Here is a 23,934-nt window from a genome sequence, read left to right as displayed (position 1 = left end):
GCCCGGTTTGCGCCCTTTCGCGCGCGGGTCTATCCTGCGCGCGCCGCCGCCTGGAGACTGCGCGCCATGAAGACGTTCATCCGCCTTGCGCTTTCGGGCGCCGTTCTGCTGCCGCTGGCGCTGGGCCTTGCGCTGATCGAGCGCGAGCCGCTCGTGGCCACGCCGCTGCGCGCCACGCCCGAGGGGGCCAAGGCCGTCAAGCGGCTGTTCCATCGCGTGCGCGCCGTCACCGTTGAGCCGGTCGCCGAGCCGACGGTCGAGGCGAGCGTGGCGGATCTTGAGCACGTCATGGCGTTCGGCGCGCGGGTCTATCCGGGCCTGCGCGGCGCAGCCGAGCGGGTGGCGCAGGGAATCCGCCTGCGGCTGTCGGCGCCGGTTCCCTTTGCGCCCGGTCTGGGCTGGATCAACGCCGAGGCCGTGATTCCCGCCTTCGACCAGGGCCCGCGCCTGGCCGCCGCCCGGCTTGGCCGGCTGGACCTGCCGCCCGAGCTGGCGCTGGGCGCCGCGCGGCTGGGCGCGAACCTGATCCTGGGCGAGCGCTTCGGCGACCGCCTTCTGGCGGCCGTGCCGCGGCTCGAGCTGACGCCCGAAGGGGGGCGCGCGACCCTGGCCATGAGCGACGCCGACCGCAAGCGCCTGTTCCGCCGCCTGGCCGGCACGTTGCGCGGGGGCGATCTGCCCTCGCCGCAGGCCGTCGCCGCCCATCTGCGCGCCTTGCAGGAGGCCGAGGCGCAGGGCGTTCTGGCGGGCCGGGGCTCGTTGACGCCCTATCTGCGCTTCATCGTCGAACAGGCCATGCGCCGAGCCCGCCCGGGCGAAGAGCGTCAGGAGCTGGCCGCCGCCATCTTCGCGCTGAACGCGGCCTGCGGCTCGCAGCCCTTCTCGGTGCTGATCGCCAAGATGTCGGGCAAGGACGCGCCGCCCCCGCCGCGCACGGCCGTTTGCCGGAAGGTCACCCTGGCCGGACAGGACGACAAGAAGCGGCACTTCGTGACCTCGGCCGCGATCGAGGTCGCCAGCACCATGCGCATCTCGCTGACCATGGGCGAATACAAGGAGCTGATGGACAGCATCGACCGCTGGGGGTTCGAGTTCGCCGACATCGCGGCGAACGTCTCGGGGCTGCGCTTCGTCGAGGCCTTCATGAACGCCGACCCGGCAAGATGGCCCGAGCTTCTGGCGCGCGTGAAGGACGAGGATTCGGTGCTGATCCGCTTCGACGATCTGCCGGGCAAGCTGTCGCGCGACGAGTTCGTGGCCCGCTTCGTCAACGCCGACAGCCCCGCCTATCGCGAGGTCATGCGCCGCATCGAGGCGCGCGCCGCCGCCTTGCCGGTGGCGCGGCCGTTGCCCGCGCCCGAGGGGTGAGGGGTGAGGGCGCGGGCGGCGTCACGCGCGCGCCCGCCTTGGGGAAGGGCGGGCGCGCATTGCCGACCGGCCGCCGCTCCGCAGAACGCTGCGCGCGGAGGCGGCCGTGGAACGCAAGCATCGGGGGACGCAACGCATTCGGGCTGGGGAAGCGCCCGAGGCCTGCAACCTGGCGCGGGGCGAAGGCCAGGTCTTAACCATTTCAAGGCGATTGCATGGCGGCTGCGCTCGCCGAATGGGAATGTTCCCGCATGGCGAAGGGGCGCGTCGGGGCGCCCCTCAGGCGCCCCGCGCGGCGCCCGCGGCCGTTTCGGCCAGGAAGGCGCGGTAGGCGTCGGCCACGCCCTGGCGCAGGGGGCGGGCGTTGTTCCAGCCCAGAGCCCGAAGGCGCGAACAGTCGGTCAGCTTGCGCGGCGTGCCGTCGGGGCGCGAGGCGTCGAAGACCGGCTGCGCCGTGCAGCCCACGGCCTCGGCGACGATCTGCGCCAGCTCGCGAATCGAGACCTCCTCGCCCGAGCCGACGTTGATCGGCAGCGGATCGGACCAGCGCCGCAGCAGGAACACCAGCGCATCGGCCAGGTCGTCGACGTGCAGGAACTCGCGCAGCGGCGCGCCGGTGCCCCACAGGGTCACGGTGCGCGCGCCGCTCTGGCGGGCCTCGTGGAACTTGCGGATCAGGGCCGGCAGCACATGCGAGCCCTCGGGGTCGTAATTGTCGCCCGGGCCGTAAAGATTGGTCGGCTGGGCCGAGATGAAGTCGGCCCCGTATTGCGCGCGATAGGCCTGGCACATCTTGATGCCGGCGATCTTGGCCACGGCGTAGGCCTCGTTGGTGGGCTCGAGCGGGCCGGCAAGCAGGCTTTCCTCGCGGATCGGCTGCGGCGCCTCGCGCGGGTAGATGCAGGTCGAGCCAAGGAACAGCAGCTTTTCGACCCCGCTTTCCCACGCGCTGTGGATGACGTTGGTCTGGATGGCCAGGTTGTCGCGGATGAACTCGGCCGGGCGCGTGGCGTTGGCCATGATCCCGCCGACCCGCGCCGCGGCCAGCACCACCACGTCGGGGCGGTTGGCGAAGAACCAGTCGCGCACGGCGCGCTGATCGGTCAGGTCCAGCGCCTCGCGCCCGGCGGTCAGCACCTCGACCGGCTCGGCCGCCAGGCGCCGGGTCACGGCCGCGCCGACCATGCCGCGATGCCCCGCGACGAAAACGCGCTTGCCGTCAAGCTGGTAGGGAATGGCCATGCCGCGCTCCTTCATGCCGCGCCCGCGACGCTTTCCTTGCGGGCCGGGGCCTGTATAACCGCTTGTCGGGCGCGCGCGAATGCATGGATGCGACGAAATCGGGGGGAGGCATGGCGCAGGACACGCCGGGGCGAGAGCCGCGCATCGCGGTGATCGTGCCGCATCTCAACCAACCCGACCATCTCGAGCGCAGCCTGAGCGCGCTCGACGCCCAGAGCTTCGACCGCGCCGAGGTCGAGGTGGTGGTGGTGGACAACGGCTCGCGCGCGCTGCCGCGCGAGGTGGTGGCGCGCCATCCGGGCGTGCGCCTGATCGAAGAGCCCGAGCCCGGCCCCGGCCCCGCGCGCAACGCCGGCGTGGCGGCCACGCGCGCGCCGCTGCTGGCCTTCGTGGACGCCGATTGCGTGGCCGATCCGCGATGGCTCGAGGTGATCGCCGACGCCTTTCGCGACCCGCAGGCCGAGGTCATCGGGGGCGATGTGCGCATCCTGATGCGCGACCCCGCCCGCCCCGGTCCGATCGAGGCCTACGAGGCGATCTTCGCCTTCCGCCAGCGCGAATACATCCGCAAGATGGGCTTTTCGGGCACCGGCAATCTGGCCATGCGCCGCGAGGTCTTCGCCCGTGTCGGCCCCTTTGCGGGCATCGGCGCGGCCGAGGATGCCGAGTGGGGCCGGCGCGCGCGCGCCAGGGGCGTGGTCACGCGCTACGAGCCGCGCATGATCGTCCATCACCCCGCCCGCGAATCGCTGCGCGAGCTGCAGCTCAAATGGGACCGGCACATCAGCCACCAGTTCGCCGAGGCCGCGGCCCAGGGTCGGCGCGGGCTGGCGAAATGGGCGCTCAAGACGGCGGCGATGGCCCTGTCGCCGGCGGCCGAGATCCCGCGCATCCTGGCCTCGGACCGCGTGCCCGACATGCGCGCGCGCCTTCTGGCCTTTGGGGTTCTGACGCGGATTCGCGCCTATCGCGCGCGCCGGATGCTCGAGGCGCTGCTGGGCGGGGCGGCGCGCGGCGCAAGCGGGCGCTGGAACCGCGACTAGGGCGCGGCGCGGCGCGCGATAGCGTTAACGCATTGAAAAACAGTCTTAACGCGGGGCTGCGCGGGTTGATCGGCGCGGCCATGCGTCCTTTAATGGTCGGTGAACGTGGGGCGGCGCGAAGGGGCGCCGCGGCAAAGGGGGGCGAGCGATGCGGCTGGCGGATGGCATGCGGGGCGTTGGCGGCGCCGGGCGGCGCGCGTGCGCCGCGGCGGCCGCCGTCCTGCTGCTGGCCGCTTCGGCGGAGCCGGGGCGCTCAGCGGCCATCTTCTCGCCCACCGACGCCGCGCTGCGCGGCGCAAGCACGATCGACTTCGACTCGCTCGAGGCCGGGCGCAAGCGCCGCTACGTCTTCGAGGACGAAGGCGTGGTCTTTCGCGCCAAGAAGGGGCGCCTGGCGATATCGCCGGCCACCTTCGGCGGAGTCTATGGCGGCTCGGGCATGGAGCTGTCGACCCTGTTCGTCGGCCCGCCCTACCGCTTCAACATCCGTTTCCGCCGGCCCGTCGATGCCTTCGCCATGAGCTGGGGCGCCGCCAATCCCGACTGGATCGTCAAGGCGCGCGATGCGACGGGCAAGGTGATCGCCAAGACGATCTTCGCCGGCTCGGACGGGCCGCATGCGGGGCTGGTGTCGTATTACGGGCTGGCGGCCGAGGGCATCGCATCGGTCTCGCTGCGCAGCCTCGGGGGGCAGGACTGGGTGAAGATCGACGACTTCAGCTTCGCGCGCCGGCAATACGCCCCCGAAGGCGCAACCGAATCAGCCGTTTCCGCGCCAAGCGCGGTTCCCCTTCCCGGCGCGCTGCCGCTGCTCATCGGCGCGCTTGGCGGGCTGGCCTTGCGGCGTCGGCGCTGACGCGTCGGCGCCGCGGGCCGGACGGGTCCGCGCCGGACAGAAGGTCCGGCCGGACTTGACGCTTCCAGACCTTCAATCGCCGCGTCGAATGCGCCGCCAGGCGGCGTCGACGGGCAGCACCTCGGCCCCAGAGGTCAGCGCCGCGTCCAGCGTCGCCGCCAGAAGGTCGGGGGTCGCGTCGTATGGCCCCGGGGCGGCCGAGACGCCATGCGTGAAGAAGATCAGCCACCCCTTGCGCCGCCGGTTCTCCTCGATCAGGCGCAGCGGGCGCGCGGGGTCGTTGCAGGCGTAAAGCTCGTTCGCTCGCAGCCAGTGGGTCGAGGCCAACCCGGCATTGATCCCCGGCACGCAGGAACGGGCCGTGGGGGCAAGGCGGCTCACGATCCATTCGACCCGCGTGTCGCCCGCGCCGAAGGGATAGGCGAAATGGCGCGTGGCGCCGGGGGGCAGCGCCTCCTGATTGCGGCGCAGCTGCTCGACGATCCTGGCCGAGGGCAGGTCGCGCAGATTGGGATGGGTGAAGGTGTGGTTGGCCACCTCGTGCCCGCGCGCGATCGCTTCGGCCAACATCTGCGGCGTGGCCAGTTTCGGGCGCGCGCCCGACGCCATCAGCCCGGCGCAGGCGTAGAAGGTCGCCCGCGCGCCGCGGCTTTCCAGCACGGGCGCGCCGGCCTCGAACGCCGAGCGCGGGAAGTCGTCGAAGCAGAAGGTGACGATCGGCCGCGCCGGCGCGGCGCGAAAGCGCTTCTTGAACGCCGCGCGGTAGAGAATCGTCTTCAAATCGAGGCGCGCCTTCATTTGCGCCGCACTTCGTCGAATCCGGCGCGCGGCGCCTGGTTTCTTGCCGCAACGCTTGCATGATTGCCGGAACCGGCTAAGATTTTCCGAAAGGGTTTGACGGCGCGGCGCCGGATCAGCGTTTCGCCGCCCGCCAGACCGTCGGCGACCGGGCGCCGGGTGGGGCGCCGCCTGGTCGCGCAAAGCGCCGCCAGGTGGCCGCGCGCCGAGTATGCTTCCGTTTTCAAATCGGTTTGCTCGCCTTTTGCGAGAAGTTTCATTCATGCAGTTTTCCGGCGCGTTTGGCCGGGGTCAATGGGGAAGCTGAAAATGTTTGCACAAGCGCTTGTTCGCGGCGGCGATTCCCGCCTGCTAGGCGGGGTTTCCGCCATTGCGCGCGCGCATCGCGCGGGTCTGCGTCATGACGGCCGCTGAGGGCGCCGGGGGGCGCGTCGACCTCGACCAGGTTTCGGACACCGACATCGCGATCGTCGGCATGGCGCTGCATGTGCCGGGGGCGCGCGATCCGTCCGCCTTCTGGCACAACCTGCGCGAGGGGGTCGAGTCGATTCGCCGCCTGAGCGAGGACGAGCTTCTGGCCGCCGGCGAGTCGCCCGACCGCATCCGCCATCCCAATTACGTGCCCGCCGCCGCGCCGCTCGAGGGGTTCGACGAATTCGACGCCGAGTTCTTCGGCTTCAGCCCCAAGGAGGCGGCGATCCTGGATCCCCAGCACCGCCAGTTCCTGGAAACGGCGTGGGAGGCGCTCGAGAACGCCGGCCATCCGCCCGAGCGATTCCCCGGCCCGATCGGCGTCTTCGCCGGCTGCGGCATGGGCAGCTATTTCTACTTCAACATCTGCTCGAACCCCGATCTGGTCGATCAGGTCGGCATGTTCCTGCTGCGCCACACCGGCAACGACAAGGATTTCCTTGCGACGCGGGTCAGCCACATCTTCGACCTCAAGGGGCCGAGCGTGAACATCCAGACGGCGTGCTCGACCTCGCTCGCCGCGACCCACTACGCCTGCCAGGCGCTTCTGGGCGGCGAGTGCGACATGGCGCTGGCCGGGGGCGCCACCGTCGAGCTGCCCCATGCGCGCGGCTACCTGTTCCAGGAGGGCGAGATCCTTTCGCCCGACGGCCATTGCCACGCCTTCGACCACCGCGCCCAGGGCACGGTGTTCGGCTCGGGCGCGGCGGTGGTGGCGCTGCGCCGGCTCAAGGACGCGCTGGCCGACGGCGACCATGTCTGGGCGGTGATCAAGGGCACGGCGGTCAACAACGACGGCGCCGCCAAGGCCGGCTACCTGGCGCCCAGCGTGGACGGGCAGGCGGCCGCCATCGCCGAGGCCCACGCCGTCGCGGGCGTGGGCCCCGACACGATCGGCTATGTCGAGTGCCACGGCACCGGCACCTATCTGGGCGATCCGATCGAGGTCGCGGCGCTGACCGACGCCTTCCGCCGCGGGACCGACAAGACCGGCTTTTGCCGCATCGGCTCGGTCAAGACAAACATCGGCCATCTGGACACCGCCGCGGGGGCGGCGAGCCTGATCAAGACGGCGCTGGCGCTGCACGAGGGCGAGATCCCGCCCAGTCTGGGCTACGAGGCCCCCAACCCGGCCATTGATTTCGAGAGCAGCCCCTTCCAGGTCGCCGACGCGCTGACGCCCTGGCCGCGCGGGGCCGCGCCGCGCCGGGCGGGGGTGAACTCGCTGGGCGTGGGCGGCACCAACGTCCACGCGGTGCTCGAGGAGGCGCCCGCGCAGGCGGCGTCCGAGCCTTCGGACTGGCCGTTCCAGCCGATCGTGCTGTCGGCGCGCTCGCGCAAGGCGCTGGACGAGGCCTCGGCGGCGCTGGCCGCGCATCTGCGCGCCCATCCCGAGCAGGACCTGGCCGACGTCGCCTTCACGCTCAAGGAAGGCCGCCGCGCCTTCGAGAAGCGCCGCGTCCTGGTCGCGGCCGACCGCGAAGAGGCCGCGCGCCTGCTCGAGGAACGGCCCCCGCGCCGCGTCTTCGATCACGAGGCGCTGGCCGAGCCCGAAGTCGTCTTCATGTTCCCCGGCGGCGGGGCGCAATACGTCAACATGGCCCGCGACCTTTACGAGACCGAGCCGGTCTTCGCCGACTGGATGGACAAGGGGCTCGAGATCCTGGCGCCGCTGACCGACCATGACCCGCGCGCGCTGTGGCTGCCCGAGCCGGGCGCCGAGGCCGAGGCGGCCGAGCGGCTGCGCCGGCCCTCGGCGCAGCTGCCGCTGATCATGATCGTGGAATACGCGCTGGCGCAGCTGTGGATGTCCTGGGGGGTGCGGCCGGCGGCGCTGGTCGGGCACTCGATGGGCGAGAACGTGGCCGCCTGCCTTGCGGGCGTGATGTCCTTCGAGGACTGCATCCGCCTCGTTCATCTGCGCGGGCGCCTGTTCGACGAGGCCCCCGCCGGCGGCATGCTGAGCGTGCCCATCTCGGCCCAAAGGCTGGCGCCGCTGCTGGGCGAGGAGCTGGACGTCGCCAGCGTCAACGCGCCCGAGCTGACCGTGGCCTCGGGCCCGCAGGCGGCGCTTGACGCGCTGCAGGCGCGCCTGGCCGAGCTCGACATCGAGGCGCAGCGCATTCCCATCGACATCGCGGCCCATTCGCGCATGCTCGACCCGCTTCTGGCGCGCTTCGGCGACTTCCTGCGCGGCCTGTCGCTGTCGCCGCCGCGCATTCCGATCGTGTCGAACCGCACCGGCAAGGTGCTGACCGACGCCGAGGCGACCGACCCCGACCACTGGGTGCGGCACCTGCGCGGCACGGTGCGCTTCGCCGATTGCATCGGCGCCCTGGCCGAGCGCCCGGGGCGCGTGTTTCTCGAGGTCGGGCCGGGCAAGGCGCTGGGCGCGATGGCGCGCATGCATGGCGCGGTTCCCGCGCAGCAGGTCATCGACACGCTGCGCCACCCCGACGAGGCCATCTCGGACGACGCCTATTTCCTGGGCGCGGTGGCGCGGCTGTGGGCGCTGGGCGTCGAGGCAGACTGGACCCAGATCTGGGGCGAGGCGCGCCGCCGCCGCGTGCCGCTGCCCACCTATCCGTTCCAGCGCGCGCGTTATTTCATCGAACCGGGCGTCGGCGCGCATCGCGGCGGCGCCGAGCGGCCCGCGCGCATCGACGACATCGCCCGCTGGGGGGCGCGTCCGGTCTGGCGGCCGAAATTCGCCGACTGCCCCGTGGATCTCGAGGAAGAAGGCGCGCTCGAAGCCGCCCTGGCCGAGGGCGCGGCCCCGCGCAGCTGGCTGTTCTTCATGGACGAGGCCGGCCTGGCCGCCCGCGCCGCCGCGCGGCTGCGCGCCGCCGGCGCCGAGGTGATCGAGGTGCGCGCCGGCGACGCGTTCGCCCGCACGGGCGAGGACGCCTACGTCATCGCGCCAGAGCGCGGGCGCGAGGATTACGACCTGCTCGTGCGCGATCTGGTCGAGCGCGGCCGCGCGCCCCAGCGCATCGCGCATTTCTGGCTGACCACGGCGAAGGAAAGCTTCCGCCCCGGTTCGAGCTTCTTCCACCGCAATCAGGAGCAGGGCTTCTACGCGCTGACCTTCCTGGCGCAGGCCATCGCGGCCGAAGGGCTGCCCGCGCCGCTGCACATGACGGTGGTGACCTCGGGCGCGGCGCGCGTGAAGGACGAGCCCCTGCCCCATCCCGAGAAGGCCGCCGTCGCCGGCCCGGCGCGCGTCATCCCGCGTGAGCTGCCCGGCGTGACCTGCGCCACGCTCGACGTGGCCTTGCCCGGCGCGGGGGCGCGGGCGGGCGGGCCGCTGGCCATGCTGCGCGACCCCTTCGCCGGGCGCCGCGCCGCCGAGGCCGAGATGGACCTTCTGGCCGAGCGCGTGCTCGAGGACCTGCTGGCCGCGCCCGCCTGCGCCGCCGCCGCCCTGCGCGGCGAGCGTCGCTTCGAGCTGGAATGGCGGCCCATGCCCCTGCCCGAGGCGCCGCGGACGCCGATCTTGCCCGAGGGGGGCGTGTGCCTGATCACCGGCGGCTTCGGCGGCGTCGGGTTGACGGTGGCCGAGCGGCTGGCGCGCGAAAGCCGCGCGCGGCTGGTGCTGGTGTCGCGCACGCCGCCGCCCCCGCGCGAGGAGTGGGCGGCGCTGGCGCGCGCGCTGGCGCCGGACGATCCGCGGCTGCGGCGCATCCGCGCGGTCGAGCGGCTCGAGGCGCTGGGCGCGCAGGTCATGCCGGCCGCGGCCGATGTGTGCGACCTCGAGCAGATGCGCGCCGTGCTGGCCGAGGCCGAGCGCCGCTTCGGCCCCGTCCAGGCCGTGATCCATGCCGCGGGCGCGGTGCGCGACGCGCCGCTGATGACCAAGACGCCCTCGGCCATCGAGGATGTGTTCGCCCCGAAGATCCACGGACTTCAGGTGCTCCAGACGCTGTTCTTCGACGAGGCGCGCAAGGGCGCGCGGGCGCCGCTCGACTGGATGGCGCTGTTCTCGTCCACTTCGACCGTCATCGCGCCGGCCGGGCAGGTCGATTACGTCGCGGCCAACGAATACCTCAACGCCTGGGCGCAGGCGCATGCGGGCGGCCCGACGCGCGTCGTGGCGATCGACTGGGGCGTGTGGGCCGAGGTCGGCATGGCGGCCGAGGCCATGGCCGCCCGCGAGGCGGGCGACGCCGCGCCCAGGGAGCCGGTCGCGGGCGCGCCGCTTCTGGACGTCGCCGCCCATGACGAGTCCGGCGCGCGGCTGTTCGAGGCCGAATGGCGCCCCGAGGACCGCTGGGCGCTGGACGAGCACCGCACCGCCGCCGGCGACGCCCTGCTGCCCGGCACGGGCTATCTCGAGCTGGCGGCCGAGGCGCTGGCGGCGCACGGCCAGGGCGGCCCCTTCGTCCTGCGCGACCTGTGGTTCCTGCGCCCGCTGCACGCGCCCGACGGCGCGGCGCCGGGCGGCGGCCTCAAGGTGCGCGTGCGCCTGCGCCGCACGGATGAGGGCTATGCCTTCGACGTGCTCGGCGCCTGCTCGGTCGAGGGCCGCCCCGCCTTCCAGCTTCACGCCCAGGGGCGCATCGCGCCCGGCGCGCCGGCCCCGGCCGCGCCGCTGGACCTCGCCGCCGTCGAGGCGCGCTGCGACGCGGCGCGGCGGGCCGATCCGGCGGGGATCGTCTCGCCGCAGGAGGCGCATCTGCGCTTCGGCCCGCGCTGGCGCGTGCTGCGCGCCCTGGCGCTGGGCCGGGGCGAGGGGCTGGCGCGCCTGGCCCTGCCCGAGGCGGCGCGGGCCGATCTTGACGCCGGCTGGCTGCTGCACCCGGCGCTGATGGATCTGGCCACCGGCTGGGCCATGGAGCTGATCCCGGGCTACGCGCCCACGCATCTGTGGGCGCCGATCTCGTATGAAGAGGTGCGCGTGCACGCCCCGCTCGAGGCCGAGGTGGCGAGCCATGTGCGCCTGGTCGAGGCCGACGCCGACGGCGCGCGCTTCGACGTGCTTGTGGCCGATCCGGCCGGGCGCGTTCTGGTCGAGGCGAAGGGCTTCGCCATCAAGCGGCTCGAGAACGCCGACTTCGCCCGCCCGCGTCCGCCCTCGGCGCGCGAGGTCGAGTTCGACCGGCCCTCGGCCGCGGCGCGCGCGCGCTCGCCGGCCGAAGAGGCGCTGGCGCACGCGCTGTCGCAGGGCATCCGTCCCGAGGAAGGCGCCGAGGCCTTCGTCCGCGCCATGGCGGCGGGGCGCGCGCAGCTGGCGGTCTCGTCCATGGATCTGGGCGCGCTGGCCGCGCAGGCCGCCGCCGCCGCGCCCGCCGAGGAAGACGCAGCGCGCAAGTTCGCCCGCCCCGAGCTCGAGGGCGGCTACGTCGCGCCGCGCACGGATCTCGAGCGCAGCCTGGCCGGCTTCTGGGAGGATCTTCTGGGCGTGGACAAGGTCGGGGTCGAGGACAGCTTCTTCGATCTGGGCGGGCACTCGCTGATCGCGGTGCGCCTTTTCGCCCGCATCAAGAAAAGCTGGGGCGTCGATTTTCCCATCTCGACCCTGTTCGAGGCGCCCAGCGTGGCCGCCCTGGCGGCGCTGATCGCCGAGCGGCTGGGCGTGGACCCGGCCGCGGGCGACGACGCCGCGCCCGAGGCCGAGGCCCCGCGCGCCGCCGCGCGGCCCGCGCGCCGCTTCACCCATCTTGTGCCCATGCACGAGCGCGACGGCGGCGCCGGGGCGCCGATGTTCCTGGTGGCGGGCATGTTCGGCAACGTGATGAACCTGCGCCACCTGGCCCAGCTGGTCGGCGCCGAGCGGCCCTTCTACGGCCTTCAGGCGCGCGGCCTTTACGGCGACCAGCCCCCGCACGAGACCTTCGAGGAGGCCGCGCGCGACTGCATCGCCGAGATGCGCCAGGTTCACCCGGGCGGGCCGTGGCTGCTGGGCGGCTTTTCGGGCGGCGGCATCACCGCCTACGAGATCGCGCGCCAGCTGCGCGAGGCGGGCGAAGAGGTGGCGCTGCTGGCGCTGCTCGACACGCCCCTGCCCATGCGCGAGCCCCTTTCCGCGCGCGACCGCGCGCTGCTCAAATGGGGGCAGATCCGCCAGGGCGGGCCGGCCTATCTGGCCCGCTGGGCGCGCGAGCGCATCGCCTGGGAGGCGGGCAAGCTGCGCGCGCGCATGGACGAGCCCGCCTCGGACGAGCCCGTGCGCCGCTTCCATGACGAGGCCATCGAGGCGGCCTTCCTCGCCGCGCTGCCGCGCTATCGGATGCATCCGTGGGACGGGCCGCTGACGCTGTTCCGCCCGCCGCTGCGCAAGGTGCACAAGGTGTCGGGCGGGCGCTGGGTGGATGACGAGCGCGCCTATGTGCTCGAGGACAACGGCTGGACCCGTTGGGCCCCCGCGACCGAGGTGGTCGAGGTGCCGGGCGATCACGACTCGATGGTGCTCGAGCCCAATGTGCGGGTGCTGGCCGCGCGGCTGCGCGCGCGCATCCTGGCCGCCGAGGCGGCGGCGGGCCGCGCGGGCGCGCCGCGCGCCGCGGCGGCGGAGTAGCGCCATGACCGATCCGACGGTTCTGACGATCGTGCTCAACTGGCGCACCGCGCCGATGACGCTGCGCGCGGCGCGCGCGGCGCTGGCGGCGATGGAGGGCATCCCCGGCGCGCTGACGGTGGTCGACAACGACAGCGGCGACGGCTCGTTCGAGATGCTCAGCGCCGCGCTGGCCGACGCCCCGCGCGCGCGGGTCATCCGCGCGCCCTCGAACGGCGGCTTCGGGGCGGGCAACAATTTCGGCATCCGCGCCGGGCTGCCCGACGGGCGGGCGCCCGACTACGTCTACATCCTCAACTCCGACGCCTTTCCGGCCCCGGACGCGATCCGCCGGCTGCGCGACCATCTCGAGGCGCACCCGCGGACCGCCTTCGCCGGCAGCTACATCCACGGCCCCGAGGGCGAGCCGCACACGACGCTGTTCCGCTTTCCCACCATCGCGGGCGAGCTGGAAGGCGCGGCGCGCTTCGGCCCGCTGAGCCGCCTTCTGCGCGGCGCGGCGGTGCCGCTGCCGATCCCCGATCGCTCGCGCCCGGTCGACTGGGTTGCCGGCGCCAGCCTGATGATGCGCCGCGCGGCGCTGGATCGGATCGGGCTCTTCGACGAGGCGTTCTTTCTCTACTACGAGGAAACCGACCTGTGCCTGCGGGCGCGCCGCGCCGGCTGGTCGGTGGACTATGTGCGCGAGAGCGAGGTCATGCATATCGGCTCGGTCTCGACCGGGCTCAAGACCGCACGGCGCATGCCTGCCTACTGGTTCGATTCGCGCATGCGCTACTTCGTCAAGAATCACGGCCGCGCCTATGCCGCGGCGGCCACGGGCGCGCGCGCGCTGGGCTGCGCGATCCGGCGCGCGCGCGTCGCCGTGCAGGGCGCGGACACCGGCGATCCGCCGCATTTCCTGAAGGACCTGCTCCGGCACGCGGCCGCGTCCGTCGCCGGGGCGGCATGGCCGGGGCGCGCGCCCGTGCGGGGCGCGGCCGCGCCCGGCAAGGGCTGAACGCGATCGGGGCGGGGCCGGCGCCGCCCGCATTGGGGGATTTTTCGATGACTGCCTTTTCAACCGTTCTGGTCGGCGACGAGTCGCTGCTCATCCAGTGCGCCGAGCGCCTTCGCGCGCGCGGCCACGCCATCGCCGCCGTCGTGACCGACGATGCGGGCTTGCGCGGCTGGGCGCAGGAGGCCGGGCTGCGCGTTGCGCCGCGCGGACCCGAGCTTGCGCAGGCGCTTGCGCCCCTTGGCTTCGACTGGCTCTTGTCCATCGCCAATCTGCGCGTGCTGCCGGACGAGGTGCTGTCGCTGGCGCGCAAGGGGGCGGTAAATTTCCATGACGGCCCGCTGCCCCGGCGCGCGGGGCTGAATGCGCCGCTCTGGGCGCTGCTCGAGGGCGACTCGAGCCACGGCGTGACCTGGCACCTGATCGAGGGCGGCGTGGACGAGGGCGACATCCTGGCCGAGCGCGCCTTCGAGCTTGCGCCCGACGAAACCGCGCTCACGCTCAACGCGCGCTGCTACGCCGCCGCGCTCGACAGCTTCGAGGACCTGCTGGCGCAGCTCGAAAGCGGCGTTCCGACGCGCAAGCCGCAGGATCTGTCGCAGCGCCGCGTCCACCGGCGCGCCGACCGGCCCGAGGCCGCCGCGCGGCTCGATTTCCGCCGCCCGGCGGCCGAGCTGGCGGCGCTGGGGCGCGCGCTTGACCACGGAACCTATTTCAACCCGCTCGCCAAGCCGAAATTCGTCGACGCCCATGGCCGGCTGCTTCTGGCCGGCCGCATCGAGGCGCTGCCCGACGAGGACGCCGCGCCGGGCGCCGAGGCCGGCGCGGTGCTCGAGGTCGCGCCCGATGCGCTGATCGTGGCCGCCGGGTCGGGGCGCGTGCGCCTTTCCGCGCTGACCGACGCGCTGGGCGCCCGGGTCGCGGCCGAGGATGCGGCGCGGGTCGGGGCGGTTCTGCCCTCGCTCGATGCCGAGGCGGCGCGCGCCTTGACCCGGCGCGTCGAAGAGGCCGCCCCCGCCGAGTCGCGTTGGCGCGCGCGGCTCGCCGCCATGGTCCCGGCGGCCGTGCCGCTGGCCGCGCCGCGCGATCCCTCGGCGCCGGCGGCCGGGCGCGAGCCGCGCCGGCGCAGGCTGGATCTGCCCGCGGGGCTCGACGCCGACGCGCTGGCCGCCATCGCCGCCGCCGGCGCGGCGCGCGGCGGCGCCGGCGAGGCCTTCGACCTGGCGCTGCGCGAGGCCGCCCATGCCGAGGCCGAGGCGGCGACCGGCGGCGTGCTGAACGGCTGGGTTCCGGTCCGCTTCGAGGCCGACCCGCGCGGCGACGGCGCGACGCCCTTCGCCGAGGCGCGCGCGGCCTTCGCCCGCCGCCTGGCCGAGGCCCGGCGCGACGGGACCTTCGCGCGCGACCTGGTCGCCCGCGACCCGGCGATCCCCGGCCTGCCGGTTCCCGACCTGGCGCTGCTGGGCCCGGGCGCGCCGCCGCTGGCCGAGGCCGCGGCGCAGCTGGTCCTCGACCCGGCCGCGCCCGAGCTGCTGACCGATCCCGCCCGGCTGGGCGAGGCCGAGGCCGAGCTGCTGGCCCGCCGGATCGAGACCCTGGCCGCCGCGCTGGCCGCGCCCGAGGCCGAGGCGGCCCCGACCGCGCGCCTGCCCCTCCTGCCCGAGGAGGAGCGCGCGCGCCTCCTGCGCGAGTGGAACGCCACCGAGGCGCCCTTCGACGACCGCCCGATCCATCAGCTGATCTCGGCGCAGGCGGCCCGCACGCCGGACGCGCCCGCCATCGCCTTCGAGGACCGGACGCTGACCTACGCCGAGCTCGAGGCCGAGGCCGAGCGCGTCGCACACGCGCTGCGCGCGATGGGGGTGGGGCCGGGCGTGCTGGTCGGGCTGTGCGCGCCGCGCGGGCCCGAGCTGGTGGCCGGGGCGCTGGGCATCCTCAAGGCCGGCGGCGCCTATGTGCCGCTCGACCCGTCCTACCCGGCCGAGCGGCTGGCGCTTTATGTCGAGGACAGCGGCGCGCCGGTGATCGTCGCCCATTCCGCGACGCTGGACGCGCTGCCGCCCCATGAGGGGCGGACGCTGGTCATCGACCGCGATCTGCGCCCGGCCGAGGCCCCGGCGACGCCCCCCGAGGGCGGCGCCGGCCCCGAGGACCTGGCCTACGTCATCTACACCTCGGGCTCGACCGGGCGGCCCAAGGGGGTGATGGTCACGCATCGCAACGTGGCGAACTTCTTCGCCGGCATGGACGCGCGCATCCCGCACGACCCGCCGGGAACCTGGCTGGCGGTCACCTCGCTGAGCTTCGACATCTCGGTGCTCGAGCTGTTCTGGACGCTGGCGCGCGGCTTCAAGGTGGTGATCGCCGGCGACGACGACCGCGGGCTGGTCTCGAACGGGCCGCTGGCGGTCTCGGACCGGCGCATCGACTTCAGCCTGTTCTACTGGGGCAACGACGACGGGCCGGGGCCGAAGAAGTATCAGCTGCTGCTTGAGGGCGCGAAATTCGCCGACGCGCACGGCTTCTGCGCCGTCTGGACGCCCGAGCGCCATTTCCACGCCTTCGGCGGCCCCTATCCGAACCCGGCGGTGACCGGCGCGGCGGTGGCGGCGGTGACGCGGAACCTGAGCGTGCGCGCGGGCAGCTGCGTCGCGCCGCTGCACCACACGGCGCGCATCGCCGAGGAATGGGCGGTGATCGACAACCTCACCGACGGGCGCGCGGCGCTGGCCATCGCCTCGGGCTGGCAGCCGGACGATTTCGTCCTGCGCCCCGAGAACACGCCGCCCGAGAACAAGCCGGCCATGTTCCGCGCCATCGAAGAGCTGCGCCGCCTGTGGCGCGGCGAGGCGGTCGAGTATCCGCGCAAGGACGGCTCGATGCACGCGGTCGTCACCCAGCCGCGCCCGGTCTCGGCCGAGCTGCCGATCTGGGTGACCACCGCCGGCAATCCCGAGACCTGGCGCGAGGCCGGCGCCATCGGGGCCAACGTGCTGACCCATCTTCTGGGCCAGTCGATCGACGAGGTCGCCGACAAGATCCGCATCTACCGCGACGCGCTGCGCGAGGCCGGGCACGACCCCGACTCGCGCACCGTGACGCTGATGCTGCACACCTACATCGCCGAGGACCGCGAGAAGGCCCGCGAAATCGCGCGCGAGCCGATGAAGGACTACCTGCGCGCCGCCGCGGGCCTGATCAAGCAATACGCCTGGGCGTTTCCGGCCTTCAAGCGGCCCAAGGGGGTCGAGAACCCGTTCCAGATCGACCTTGGCGCGCTGAGCGCCGAGGAGCTGGAGGGCATCCTCGACTTCGCCTTCAAGCGCTATTTCGAGGATTCGGGCCTGTTCGGCACCATCGAGGACGCGCTGGCCCGCGTCGAGCAGGTCAAGCGCATCGGCGTGGACGAGATCGCCTGCCTGATCGACTACGGCATCGCGCCCGAGCTGGTGCTCGAGGGGCTTGGGCCGCTGGCCGAGGTGCTGGCGCGGGCCAACCGGGCGTCCGAGATCCCGGCGGACGACTTCTCGATCGCCGCGCAGATCCTGCGCCACGGGGTGACGCATCTGCAATGCACGCCGTCCATGGCGCGGATGATCGTCATGAACGACGAGGCGCGCCTTGCGCTGTCGCGCGTCAGGCATCTGATGATCGGCGGCGAGGCGCTGCCGGGCGCGCTGGCCGGTCAGCTTGCGCAGGCCGGGGCGGGCGCGGTGCAGAACATGTATGGCCCGACCGAGACGACCATCTGGTCGGCGACCGGCCCGGCCGACCCGTCCGAAGCGGTGGTCAACATCGGAACCCCGATCGCCAACACCCGGCTTTACGTTCTGGACGCGCAGGGCGAACCCGCCCCGATCGGCGCGCCGGGCGAGCTGTGGATCGGCGGGGCGGGCGTGACGCGCGGCTATCTGGGGCGGCAGGGCCTGACCGACGCCGCCTTCCGCCCCGACCCCTTCGCCGGGGACGGCTCGCGCATGTATCGCACCGGGGACCTGGCGCGGCGGCGCATGGACGGGCGCATCGACTTCCTCGGCCGCGCCGATCACCAGGTCAAGATCCGCGGCCACCGCATCGAGCTGGGCGAGATCGAGGCCGCCGCCGCCGCCTTCCCTGGCGTGCGCGCCGCCGCCGCGCTGGCGCGCGAGGACGCGCCGGGCGACGTGCGCCTGGCGCTTTACGTCGTCGGCGCGGCGCCCGAGGCGGCGCTGCGCGCCCACCTGGCCGCCGCCCTGCCCGCGCACATGCTGCCGGCGCATGTGATCTTCATGGACGCGCTGCCGCTGACCCCGAACCGCAAGGTCGACCGCAAGGCCCTGCCGGCGCCGGGCGCGGCGGCGGCGGCGGGCGGGGCGCCGCGCCGCGCCGAGGGCCCCGCGCCCGAGGGCGAAGCGGCCCGGCGCATCGCCGCCATCTGGTCGCGGGTGCTGGGGGTGGACAAGGTGAGCGCCTCGGACAATTTCTTCGAGCTGGGCGGCCATTCGCTTCTGGCGGTGCAGGCGCATCGCGAGATCAGGGCCGAGCTGGGCGCCGAGCGGCTGTCCATCACGGACATCTTCCGCTTTCCGGTGCTTTCGGCCCTGGCCGCGCATCTCGAGGGCGCCGGCGCCGCGCCGGCCGCCGACCCGGCCGAGGACGACGCTCGCGCGCAGGCCCGCGCCGAGGCCATGGCCCGCCGCCGCGCCATGCGCGCGCGCCGCGGCGCGCCGGCCGCCTGAGCCGGCGAAGGGCGCGGGAATTTGCCCGCTGCGCGGCGGTGGGGTATCACCTTGGCCGGACGATCCATGACCGGCCGAGGGGAAGCGATGATCGAGGGCGCGCGGGGTGCGGGCGGATCCGGCGGCGCGGCGGAGGCCGCCGGCTGATGCCTTACGCGCTGCATGAAGGCCGCGTGATCTTCTTCGCGCATGTGCCCAAGGCCGGCGGATCCAGCGTCGAAGACCACATGGCCGCGCGTTTCGGCCCGCTCGGGCTGCTCGATCGCGGCTGGATGCAGGGCTGGATCGACGGGCGCTGGCGCGACGGAGGGCTGGCGGTCTCGCCGCAGCACCTGGCCGCGGCGGATCTGCGCGGGCTGCTGCCGCGCACGCCCGACGCGGCGTTCGCGGTGGTGCGCGACCCCGTGGCCCGCATCGTCAGCGAGTATCGGTTTCAGGCCCGCGCCAGCCGGCCCCTGTCGCGCCCGCGCCTGGCGCGGCTGGGCTTCGATGTGTGGCTGCGCGCGACGCTGGCGGCGGCGCGGCGCGATCCGCGGGTGTTCGACAACCACATCCGCCCGCAGTCCGACATCGTGCCCGAGGGCGCGCGGGTGTTCCGTCTGGAAGATGGCCTGGACGCGGTCGCCGAGTGGCTGGACCAGGTTGCCGGCCCGCCGCCGCAGGGCCAGACGCCCGGCGGCCGCATCGGCCATGCGCTGCGCTCGACCGGGGCGCCGATCCGGCCCGGCCGGGCCGAGCTTGCGCTCATCGCCCGGTTCTACGCGCGCGACTATGCGCGCTTCGGCTATCCGCCGCCGGATCTCGACGCCGCGCCGGCGCGCACGCAGGGCGGGCTTGCGCCGCGTCCGGGATGGAGGGCGCGCCTGTGGCGCGGGGCGGGGGCGGCCGCGCGCCCCGTCGCGCCGTTGCTGGGGCCGGGGGTGGCGGCGGCCTGGCGGCGCGGGCGCATTTGACCGGCGCCGGGCGCCGAACGGCTTTTCCGTGCGGCGCCGGCGCGCTATCGTGGCCGGGCCGGCGCCGGCGGGTCGATTTCCAAGGGTGTTCTTTCATGACGAATGCGTTCCGCGCCCAGCGCGCGCCAGGCTCGTGGCCGAGCCGCGCGCCATGAACGCGCCGCATCCCGCGGGCGATGCGGATCGTCCGCTCGTCACCCTTTTCGTCTTCGCCTACCGCCAGCAGGACACGGTGCGCGAAGCCATCGAGGCCGCCTTCGCCCAGACCTACGGCCCGCTCGAGATCCTGCTGTCGGACGACGCTTCGCCGGACGGAACCTTCGAGGTCATGCGCCGCATGGCCGAAAGCTATCGCGGGCCGCACCGGGTCACGCTCAACCGCAATGCGCGCAATCTGGGCATCGTCGCGCATCTGGACCGCATCGCCGAGATCGCGGCGGGCGAGCTGCTGGTGCAGAACGGCGGCGACGACATTTCCGAACCCGACCGCGTGGCGGCGTTGATCGAGGCCTGGCGGGCCAGCGGACCCACGCCCGAAAGCCGCGCCGCGCTGGTCCATTCCGAGGCGCTGCGCATCGACGCCGCGGGGCGGCCCCTGGGCGTGCGCCGGCCGAGTCCGGTGGTCGATTCGCGCGTGTCGCCCGAGGCTTTCCTGCGCGGCAACATGTATGTGATCGGCGCGACGCAGATGTGGGCCCGGCGCCTGCACCGGCGCTTCGGCCCGCTGGCGCCGACCGCGCTGGTCGAGGACCGGGCGCTGCCCTTCCGGGCGCTGCTGGACGCCGGAGCGGCCTTCGTCGATCGCCCCCTGCTGCGCTATCGCGCCGGGGGCGTCTCGGAAACCGAGGATGGCGGCGACCCGGCGGCCGCGCGCGTCAGGCGTTTGTTATACCGGCGCTGGTATGTCTCGTGCTACCGGACCTATGCGCGCGATCTGGACGCGGCGGGCGGGGCCGAGCTTGACCCTTTGCGCGCGATCTGCGCACAGGAGCTGCGGTTGCACGAGCTGCGCCTTGCGGCGGCCGAGCGGACGGGGCTTGCGCGGCTGGCGCTGATCCCCGAGGCTCTGCGCCTTGCCGTTCGCCGTCGGGAGCCGGAAATCGCGGCCGATCTGGCGCGCGCGATGGCCGGCGCCTGGCGCGCCGGCGCGGCCGAAGGACGAGAGAGGATTCGATGAAGCAGCAAGCGGCGAGCGCGGCGGCGCGCATGGCCCAGGCGGACCGGCTTCCGCGCCTGGCCATCGCCTTTGTCGTCTGCCTGGCGATTCCCCTGGTCTTCTACATCGGTCCTCTGCGGATGACGCCCTATCGCGTCGTGCTGGTCGCGTCCTTCGCGCCGCTGGTGGGGTTGTGGCTTGCGGGTCGGCTCGACGGCATCAAGCCGCCGGATCTGATGGCGGCCTTCTATGCGCTGTGGGCGGGGCTGTCGCTGGTGGTCAACCATGGCCTCGAGAAGGTCGAGCTGGCCGGCATCACCGCGATCGAGATCCTGGGCGCCTACCTGCTTGCGCGCGCCTCGATCCGGGGGCCGAACGGCTTTCGGGCCTTCGTGCGCACCCTGCTTTGGGTCACCTTGGCGCTGATCCCCTTCGCCTTCGTCGAGGCGGTGTTCTACAGGCGGCTGTTTCAGGAGGCGCTGGGCGGGTTGGCGCTTCCGATCTCGAGCTTCGAAACCCGGTGGGGCATGCTGCGCGCCGCCGCATCGTTCGAGCACCCGATCCTGTTCGGGGTGTTCGCGGCGTCGGGCCTGGCGATGTCCTATTACGCGCTGCGCGGCGACGGCCGCCGCTGGCCCATGGCGGCGCTGGTGGCGGGCGCGGGGGCGTTCTTCTCGCTGTCGCTCGGCGCCTATGTCGCCTTGGCCGCGCAGCTGGGCCTGATCGTCTACGACCGCCTCACCGAGGGGCGGAAGGGCCGTTGGCGCAACCTGATCATCGTGATCGGCGCGGTTTACGCGTTCTTGCTGGTCGCATCGAACCGCGGGCCTATCCTGATCTTCATCCAGACCTTCGCGTTCAACTCCTTTTCCTCCGCCATCCGACTCCAGACATGGAACTACGGAACCGACGTCGTGCTGAACAACCCGATCTTCGGCATCGGGCTGGACGAAAACTGGCCGCGGCCGCACTGGCTGACCAGCAGCGTGGACAATTTCTGGCTGCTCAATGCGATGCGCTACGGTCTGCCCGCCGCCATCGCCATCGCGGGCCTGGTGTTGTCGACGCTTCTTCGCCTCGGGGCGCGTCCGATCGCCGATCCGCAGGTCGACGCCTGCCGCAAGGGGCTGGTGATGTCGCTTGTGGCGATGTGCGTGGCGGCGGCGACGGTGCATTATTGGGGCACGATCTTCGTCTATTTCATGTTCCTTCTGGGCGCCGGCTCATGGCTGTTGGAGTGGGAGGAGTCCGCCGCTCCGGCGACCTCCGCCGCGCGCGGACCGGCCTCGGCGCTGCGTCGGCGCGCGCCGGACGAGGCGCCCGCGCCCCAGCCCGGCCCCAAGCCCGCCCGCAGGCCCGTCGCATCGCCGGCGCCGCCGCGCGGTTTGCCTCTGGGCACCGGACCGCGCCGGGGCTGAGGGGCGGGGCTCAGTCGCCGCTCTCGAGCGCGCCCAGATCGCCGCCCGAGGCCGGGCGGGGCGCGCCGTTGAGGTCGCGAGGCGGCTGAAACGCCGGATCGGCGGCGCGATGGGCGGGGCCGTCGGGCCGCGGGCGATAGTCGCCGGCGGACCGGTCGCGAATGACCAGCCCCGGATAGCGAATCCGCAGGTTGCGGCGCGACAGCGTCCAGTCGGGCAGGCTGAACTTCATGGCCATGTTGTTCGCGGCCACGTTCCCGCCGAAGCGGGCGCCGTTTTTGTGCGCCCGGAACATGATCCAGGGCCGCGCCTGCGGGCCCGGGCGGCGGTTGAGGACGGTGTTGTTCACGACGCGGACGTTCTTGCCGCCCATGACCGTGATGCCGTGGTATTGATCGACGACGATGAGGTTGTTCTCGATCGTCCAGTTCTCGTAAACGCCGTCGAAAAGGCCGATGCCCTGAAGGCTGCAGGCCAGCCTGGCCGAACCGGGGCGGTCCCATTCGAAGATGCGGTTGGCCGAAAGCGTCACATCCCGCACCACCCCGCTGCCGGCGCGGCGGTTCTTTCCCACCGACCAGGACTGGATCCCGTCATCGTGATTGCCCGACCCCGTCGCGACGCAGTTGTGCACGAGATTGCCGTGCACCCGGCTGCCATCGCCCAGAACGCGGATGCCGTCGGCGCCGAAAAGGTCGATCTCGTTGTTTTCGACGACGGCGCGCGGGCCGGTGGCCTGGATGCCGAAATTGACCCCGGTCATCCGATTGCCGCGCGCCGCGCCGTCGGGACCGTCCAGGCGGATGCCGTCGCGGGCGTTGCGCCGCCAATCGACGCCGCGGGTCCAGCGCGCGATTTCGGCGTCGGGGGCCGAGCGCAGCTCGAGCTGCTCGAGCGCGACGCGCCGGGCCGTCCGGTGCACGAGGACAAGCGGTCCGCGGCGCTTGGCGCGGGCGGGGCGCGGAAGGGGAAGGGGCGTGCCGTCATCGGCGCGCGCGATGGGCGCCGGCGCGGGCTCCGGCGGCCGGGGCCTGGGCATGACGAGCAGGTTGCGCAGGGTCAGCCCCTCGGCCTGGTGGATGACGACCTTGCCGAGCCATGCCGCGCCCTGGCCCGGATCGGGCAGGGCGGCGGCGGCCCTGGGGTCGCCCTCGCCTTCGATGACGACGTCGCGGATGATCCGTCCGGGCGCCTTGGTCTTCGCATCACGCGGGCCGGCCGCGCGGATCGAGGGCGCGCCGTAAAATCCGGGCGCCAGCGACAGCCGGTCGCCGTCCTGCAGGCGGCCCGACAGAAAGGCGGCGCGGATGCTGGCGAAGGGGCGCGTGGGCGATCCGTCTCCGCCCTGCGCCGCGCCGGCGGCGACGTGGAACGTGGCCGCCGGCGCCGCGCCGCAGATCAGCGTCGCGACAAGGGCCAGCCCCAGGGCGGCGCGCGGGCTCATCGCCGCGCCCCGCGCAGCCGCGCGGCCGCCGCCAGGGCAAGCGCCGCCCACGCGCGCGGATGGGCGGGCCTCTGGCGCACGGCCCGCCATGCCCAGCGCAGCGCCGCGGCCGCGTCGCCCGTGCGCCGATGGCCGCCGGCCAGGATCACGAGCCGTTCGAACAGCGCATCGGGCAGGGCGGCGAAGGCTTCGGCGTTCTTTTCCAGAATGCGCTCCAGCGCCGCGACCCGGTTGCGCGGCACGCGGGTGAGGCTGTTCGGCGAAAAGCGCTGGAGGACCAGGGGTTCGGGTTCGAAGGCGATGGGGCCGAGGCGCGAGAGTCGGATGAACAGGTCCCAATCCTGCAAAGCGCCCAGGGTTTCGTCGAAGCCGCCGGCCTTTTCGATCGCATCGCGGCGGCCGACGAAGGTCTGGGTCGAGATGAGGCTGCCCGCGCGCAGGAGCGACTCGGTCAGGTCGCCCTCGAGCGCGGCGCGGCGCCTCGGGCGCGGCCAGTATTCGAGCTTCGACGGATCGTGACGGTCGGCCTCGGGCAGTCCGAGGATGATCATGCCGCAATAGGCGCCGATGGGCTCCTGCCCCGTCCGCGCGCGAAACCGGGCCATTGCGGCGAACTGGCGCTCGAGCTTTTCGGGCAGCCATTCGTCGTCGCTGTCCTGAAAGGCGACCCAACGGGCGCGCGCGGCGCGCAGGCCGGTGTTGCGCGCCGCCGCGCCGCCGCGGTTGCGCTCGTGCCGCAGGACGCGCAGCCGCGGATCGCCCAGCGCCTCGACCGCGGCCGCCGAGCCGTCGGTCGAGGCGTCGTCCACCACGATCACTTCGGTTGGGGACAGGGTCTGGCGCAGAACGCTGCGCGTTGCGGCGGGCGCGGTCGCCGCCCGGTTGAACATGGGAATCACCACCGCGATTTCGGGCTGGGTCATTGTCTGCGTGATCTCCCGCTTCTTGCGCCG

The 23,934-nt window shown here is 73.5% G+C and carries 14 protein-coding genes; 9 read left to right on the top strand and 5 right to left on the bottom strand.

What is annotated here, in order from left to right; all coding sequences use genetic code 11:
- The first annotated feature begins 66 nt into the window (after positions 1-66).
- A complete protein-coding gene (locus LY05_RS09620) occupies positions 67-1,368 on the top strand; it encodes a hypothetical protein (protein WP_148923018.1) in 1,302 nt (433 codons plus the stop codon).
- Positions 1,369-1,647: 279 nt separating this feature from the next.
- On the opposite strand, the gene LY05_RS09615 is transcribed toward LY05_RS09620, so the two are convergent.
- Positions 1,648-2,610, bottom strand: a complete 963-nt coding sequence (locus tag LY05_RS09615; RefSeq protein ID WP_148923017.1) for a GDP-L-fucose synthase family protein — start codon at positions 2,608-2,610, stop codon at positions 1,648-1,650.
- A gap of 110 nt (positions 2,611-2,720) precedes the next feature.
- On the opposite strand from LY05_RS09615, the gene LY05_RS09610 reads away from it, so the two are divergent.
- Entirely contained in the window at positions 2,721-3,653 is a 933-nt protein-coding gene (locus LY05_RS09610; protein ID WP_148923016.1) for a glycosyltransferase family 2 protein, read from the top strand.
- A gap of 148 nt (positions 3,654-3,801) precedes the next feature.
- On the top strand, positions 3,802-4,509 hold the full coding sequence (locus LY05_RS09605; protein ID WP_148923015.1) for a VPLPA-CTERM sorting domain-containing protein: 708 nt from the start codon (positions 3,802-3,804) through the stop codon (positions 4,507-4,509).
- Between the two features lie 72 nt (positions 4,510-4,581).
- Here LY05_RS09605 and LY05_RS09600 read toward each other — a convergent pair whose 3' ends face one another.
- Positions 4,582-5,289, bottom strand: a complete 708-nt coding sequence (locus tag LY05_RS09600) for a polysaccharide deacetylase family protein (protein ID WP_170258949.1) — start codon at positions 5,287-5,289, stop codon at positions 4,582-4,584.
- Positions 5,290-5,303: 14 nt separating this feature from the next.
- The gene (locus LY05_RS15155) at positions 5,304-5,567 is read right to left on the bottom strand and encodes a hypothetical protein (protein ID WP_170258947.1); all 264 of its coding nucleotides are present in this window, start codon (positions 5,565-5,567) and stop codon (positions 5,304-5,306) included.
- Between the two features lie 140 nt (positions 5,568-5,707).
- Here LY05_RS15155 and LY05_RS09595 point away from each other — a divergent pair, with 140 nt between their 5' ends.
- From LY05_RS09595 to LY05_RS09570, 6 genes are all read left to right on the top strand, one after another.
- Positions 5,708-12,295, top strand: a complete 6,588-nt coding sequence (locus LY05_RS09595; protein WP_148923013.1) for a type I polyketide synthase — start codon at positions 5,708-5,710, stop codon at positions 12,293-12,295.
- A 4-nt stretch (positions 12,296-12,299) separates the two neighbouring features.
- Positions 12,300-13,295 (top strand): glycosyltransferase, encoded by a 996-nt coding sequence (locus LY05_RS09590; RefSeq protein WP_072747211.1) that lies wholly within the window; start codon positions 12,300-12,302, stop codon positions 13,293-13,295.
- Between the two features lie 47 nt (positions 13,296-13,342).
- Positions 13,343-18,010, top strand: a complete 4,668-nt coding sequence (locus LY05_RS09585; protein ID WP_148923012.1) for a MupA/Atu3671 family FMN-dependent luciferase-like monooxygenase — start codon at positions 13,343-13,345, stop codon at positions 18,008-18,010.
- 146 nt (positions 18,011-18,156) lie between these two features.
- The gene (locus tag LY05_RS09580; protein ID WP_072747111.1) at positions 18,157-18,963 is read left to right on the top strand and encodes a sulfotransferase family 2 domain-containing protein; all 807 of its coding nucleotides are present in this window, start codon (positions 18,157-18,159) and stop codon (positions 18,961-18,963) included.
- 151 nt (positions 18,964-19,114) lie between these two features.
- Entirely contained in the window at positions 19,115-20,140 is a 1,026-nt protein-coding gene (locus LY05_RS15150) for a glycosyltransferase (protein WP_170258945.1), read from the top strand.
- Positions 20,137-21,537 (top strand): O-antigen ligase family protein, encoded by a 1,401-nt coding sequence (locus LY05_RS09570; protein WP_148923010.1) that lies wholly within the window; start codon positions 20,137-20,139, stop codon positions 21,535-21,537. Before LY05_RS15150 ends, LY05_RS09570 begins: the two co-directional genes overlap by 4 nt.
- Positions 21,538-21,547: 10 nt before the next feature.
- Here the strand turns inward: LY05_RS09570 and LY05_RS09565 are convergent, their stop codons facing one another.
- The gene (locus tag LY05_RS09565) at positions 21,548-22,981 is read right to left on the bottom strand and encodes a right-handed parallel beta-helix repeat-containing protein (RefSeq protein ID WP_148923009.1); all 1,434 of its coding nucleotides are present in this window, start codon (positions 22,979-22,981) and stop codon (positions 21,548-21,550) included.
- On the bottom strand, positions 22,978-23,904 hold the full coding sequence (locus tag LY05_RS09560) for a glycosyltransferase family 2 protein (protein ID WP_148923008.1): 927 nt from the start codon (positions 23,902-23,904) through the stop codon (positions 22,978-22,980). The genes LY05_RS09565 and LY05_RS09560 overlap by 4 nt, the downstream gene beginning before the upstream one ends.
- Positions 23,905-23,934 lie beyond the last annotated feature (30 nt).

Source organism: Oceanicella actignis, assembly GCF_008124525.1.
In the GTDB taxonomy this organism is placed as follows: Bacteria; Pseudomonadota; Alphaproteobacteria; order Rhodobacterales; family Rhodobacteraceae; genus Oceanicella; species Oceanicella actignis.
The sequence above is the reverse complement of the archived record's forward strand: the minus strand, read 5'-3'. Positions and strand labels throughout refer to the sequence as shown.

Excerpts from the sequence above, each read along its gene's own strand:
- LY05_RS09565 (WP_148923009.1), bottom strand. The coding sequence starts at position 22,981 with ATGAGCCCGCGCGCCGCCCTGGGGCTGGCCCTTGTCGCGACGCTGATC.
- LY05_RS09580 (WP_072747111.1), top strand. The coding sequence starts at position 18,157 with ATGCCTTACGCGCTGCATGAAGGCCGCGTGATCTTCTTCGCGCATGTG.
- LY05_RS15150 (WP_170258945.1), top strand. The coding sequence starts at position 19,115 with ATGAACGCGCCGCATCCCGCGGGCGATGCGGATCGTCCGCTCGTCACC.
- LY05_RS09585 (WP_148923012.1), top strand. The coding sequence starts at position 13,343 with ATGACTGCCTTTTCAACCGTTCTGGTCGGCGACGAGTCGCTGCTCATC.
- LY05_RS09615 (WP_148923017.1), bottom strand. The coding sequence starts at position 2,610 with ATGGCCATTCCCTACCAGCTTGACGGCAAGCGCGTTTTCGTCGCGGGG.
- LY05_RS09570 (WP_148923010.1), top strand. The coding sequence starts at position 20,137 with ATGAAGCAGCAAGCGGCGAGCGCGGCGGCGCGCATGGCCCAGGCGGAC.
- LY05_RS09595 (WP_148923013.1), top strand. The coding sequence starts at position 5,708 with ATGACGGCCGCTGAGGGCGCCGGGGGGCGCGTCGACCTCGACCAGGTT.
- LY05_RS15155 (WP_170258947.1), bottom strand. The coding sequence starts at position 5,567 with ATGAAACTTCTCGCAAAAGGCGAGCAAACCGATTTGAAAACGGAAGCA.
- LY05_RS09590 (WP_072747211.1), top strand. The coding sequence starts at position 12,300 with ATGACCGATCCGACGGTTCTGACGATCGTGCTCAACTGGCGCACCGCG.
- LY05_RS09610 (WP_148923016.1), top strand. The coding sequence starts at position 2,721 with ATGGCGCAGGACACGCCGGGGCGAGAGCCGCGCATCGCGGTGATCGTG.
- LY05_RS09560 (WP_148923008.1), bottom strand. The coding sequence starts at position 23,904 with ATGACCCAGCCCGAAATCGCGGTGGTGATTCCCATGTTCAACCGGGCG.
- LY05_RS09605 (WP_148923015.1), top strand. The coding sequence starts at position 3,802 with ATGCGGCTGGCGGATGGCATGCGGGGCGTTGGCGGCGCCGGGCGGCGC.
- LY05_RS09620 (WP_148923018.1), top strand. The coding sequence starts at position 67 with ATGAAGACGTTCATCCGCCTTGCGCTTTCGGGCGCCGTTCTGCTGCCG.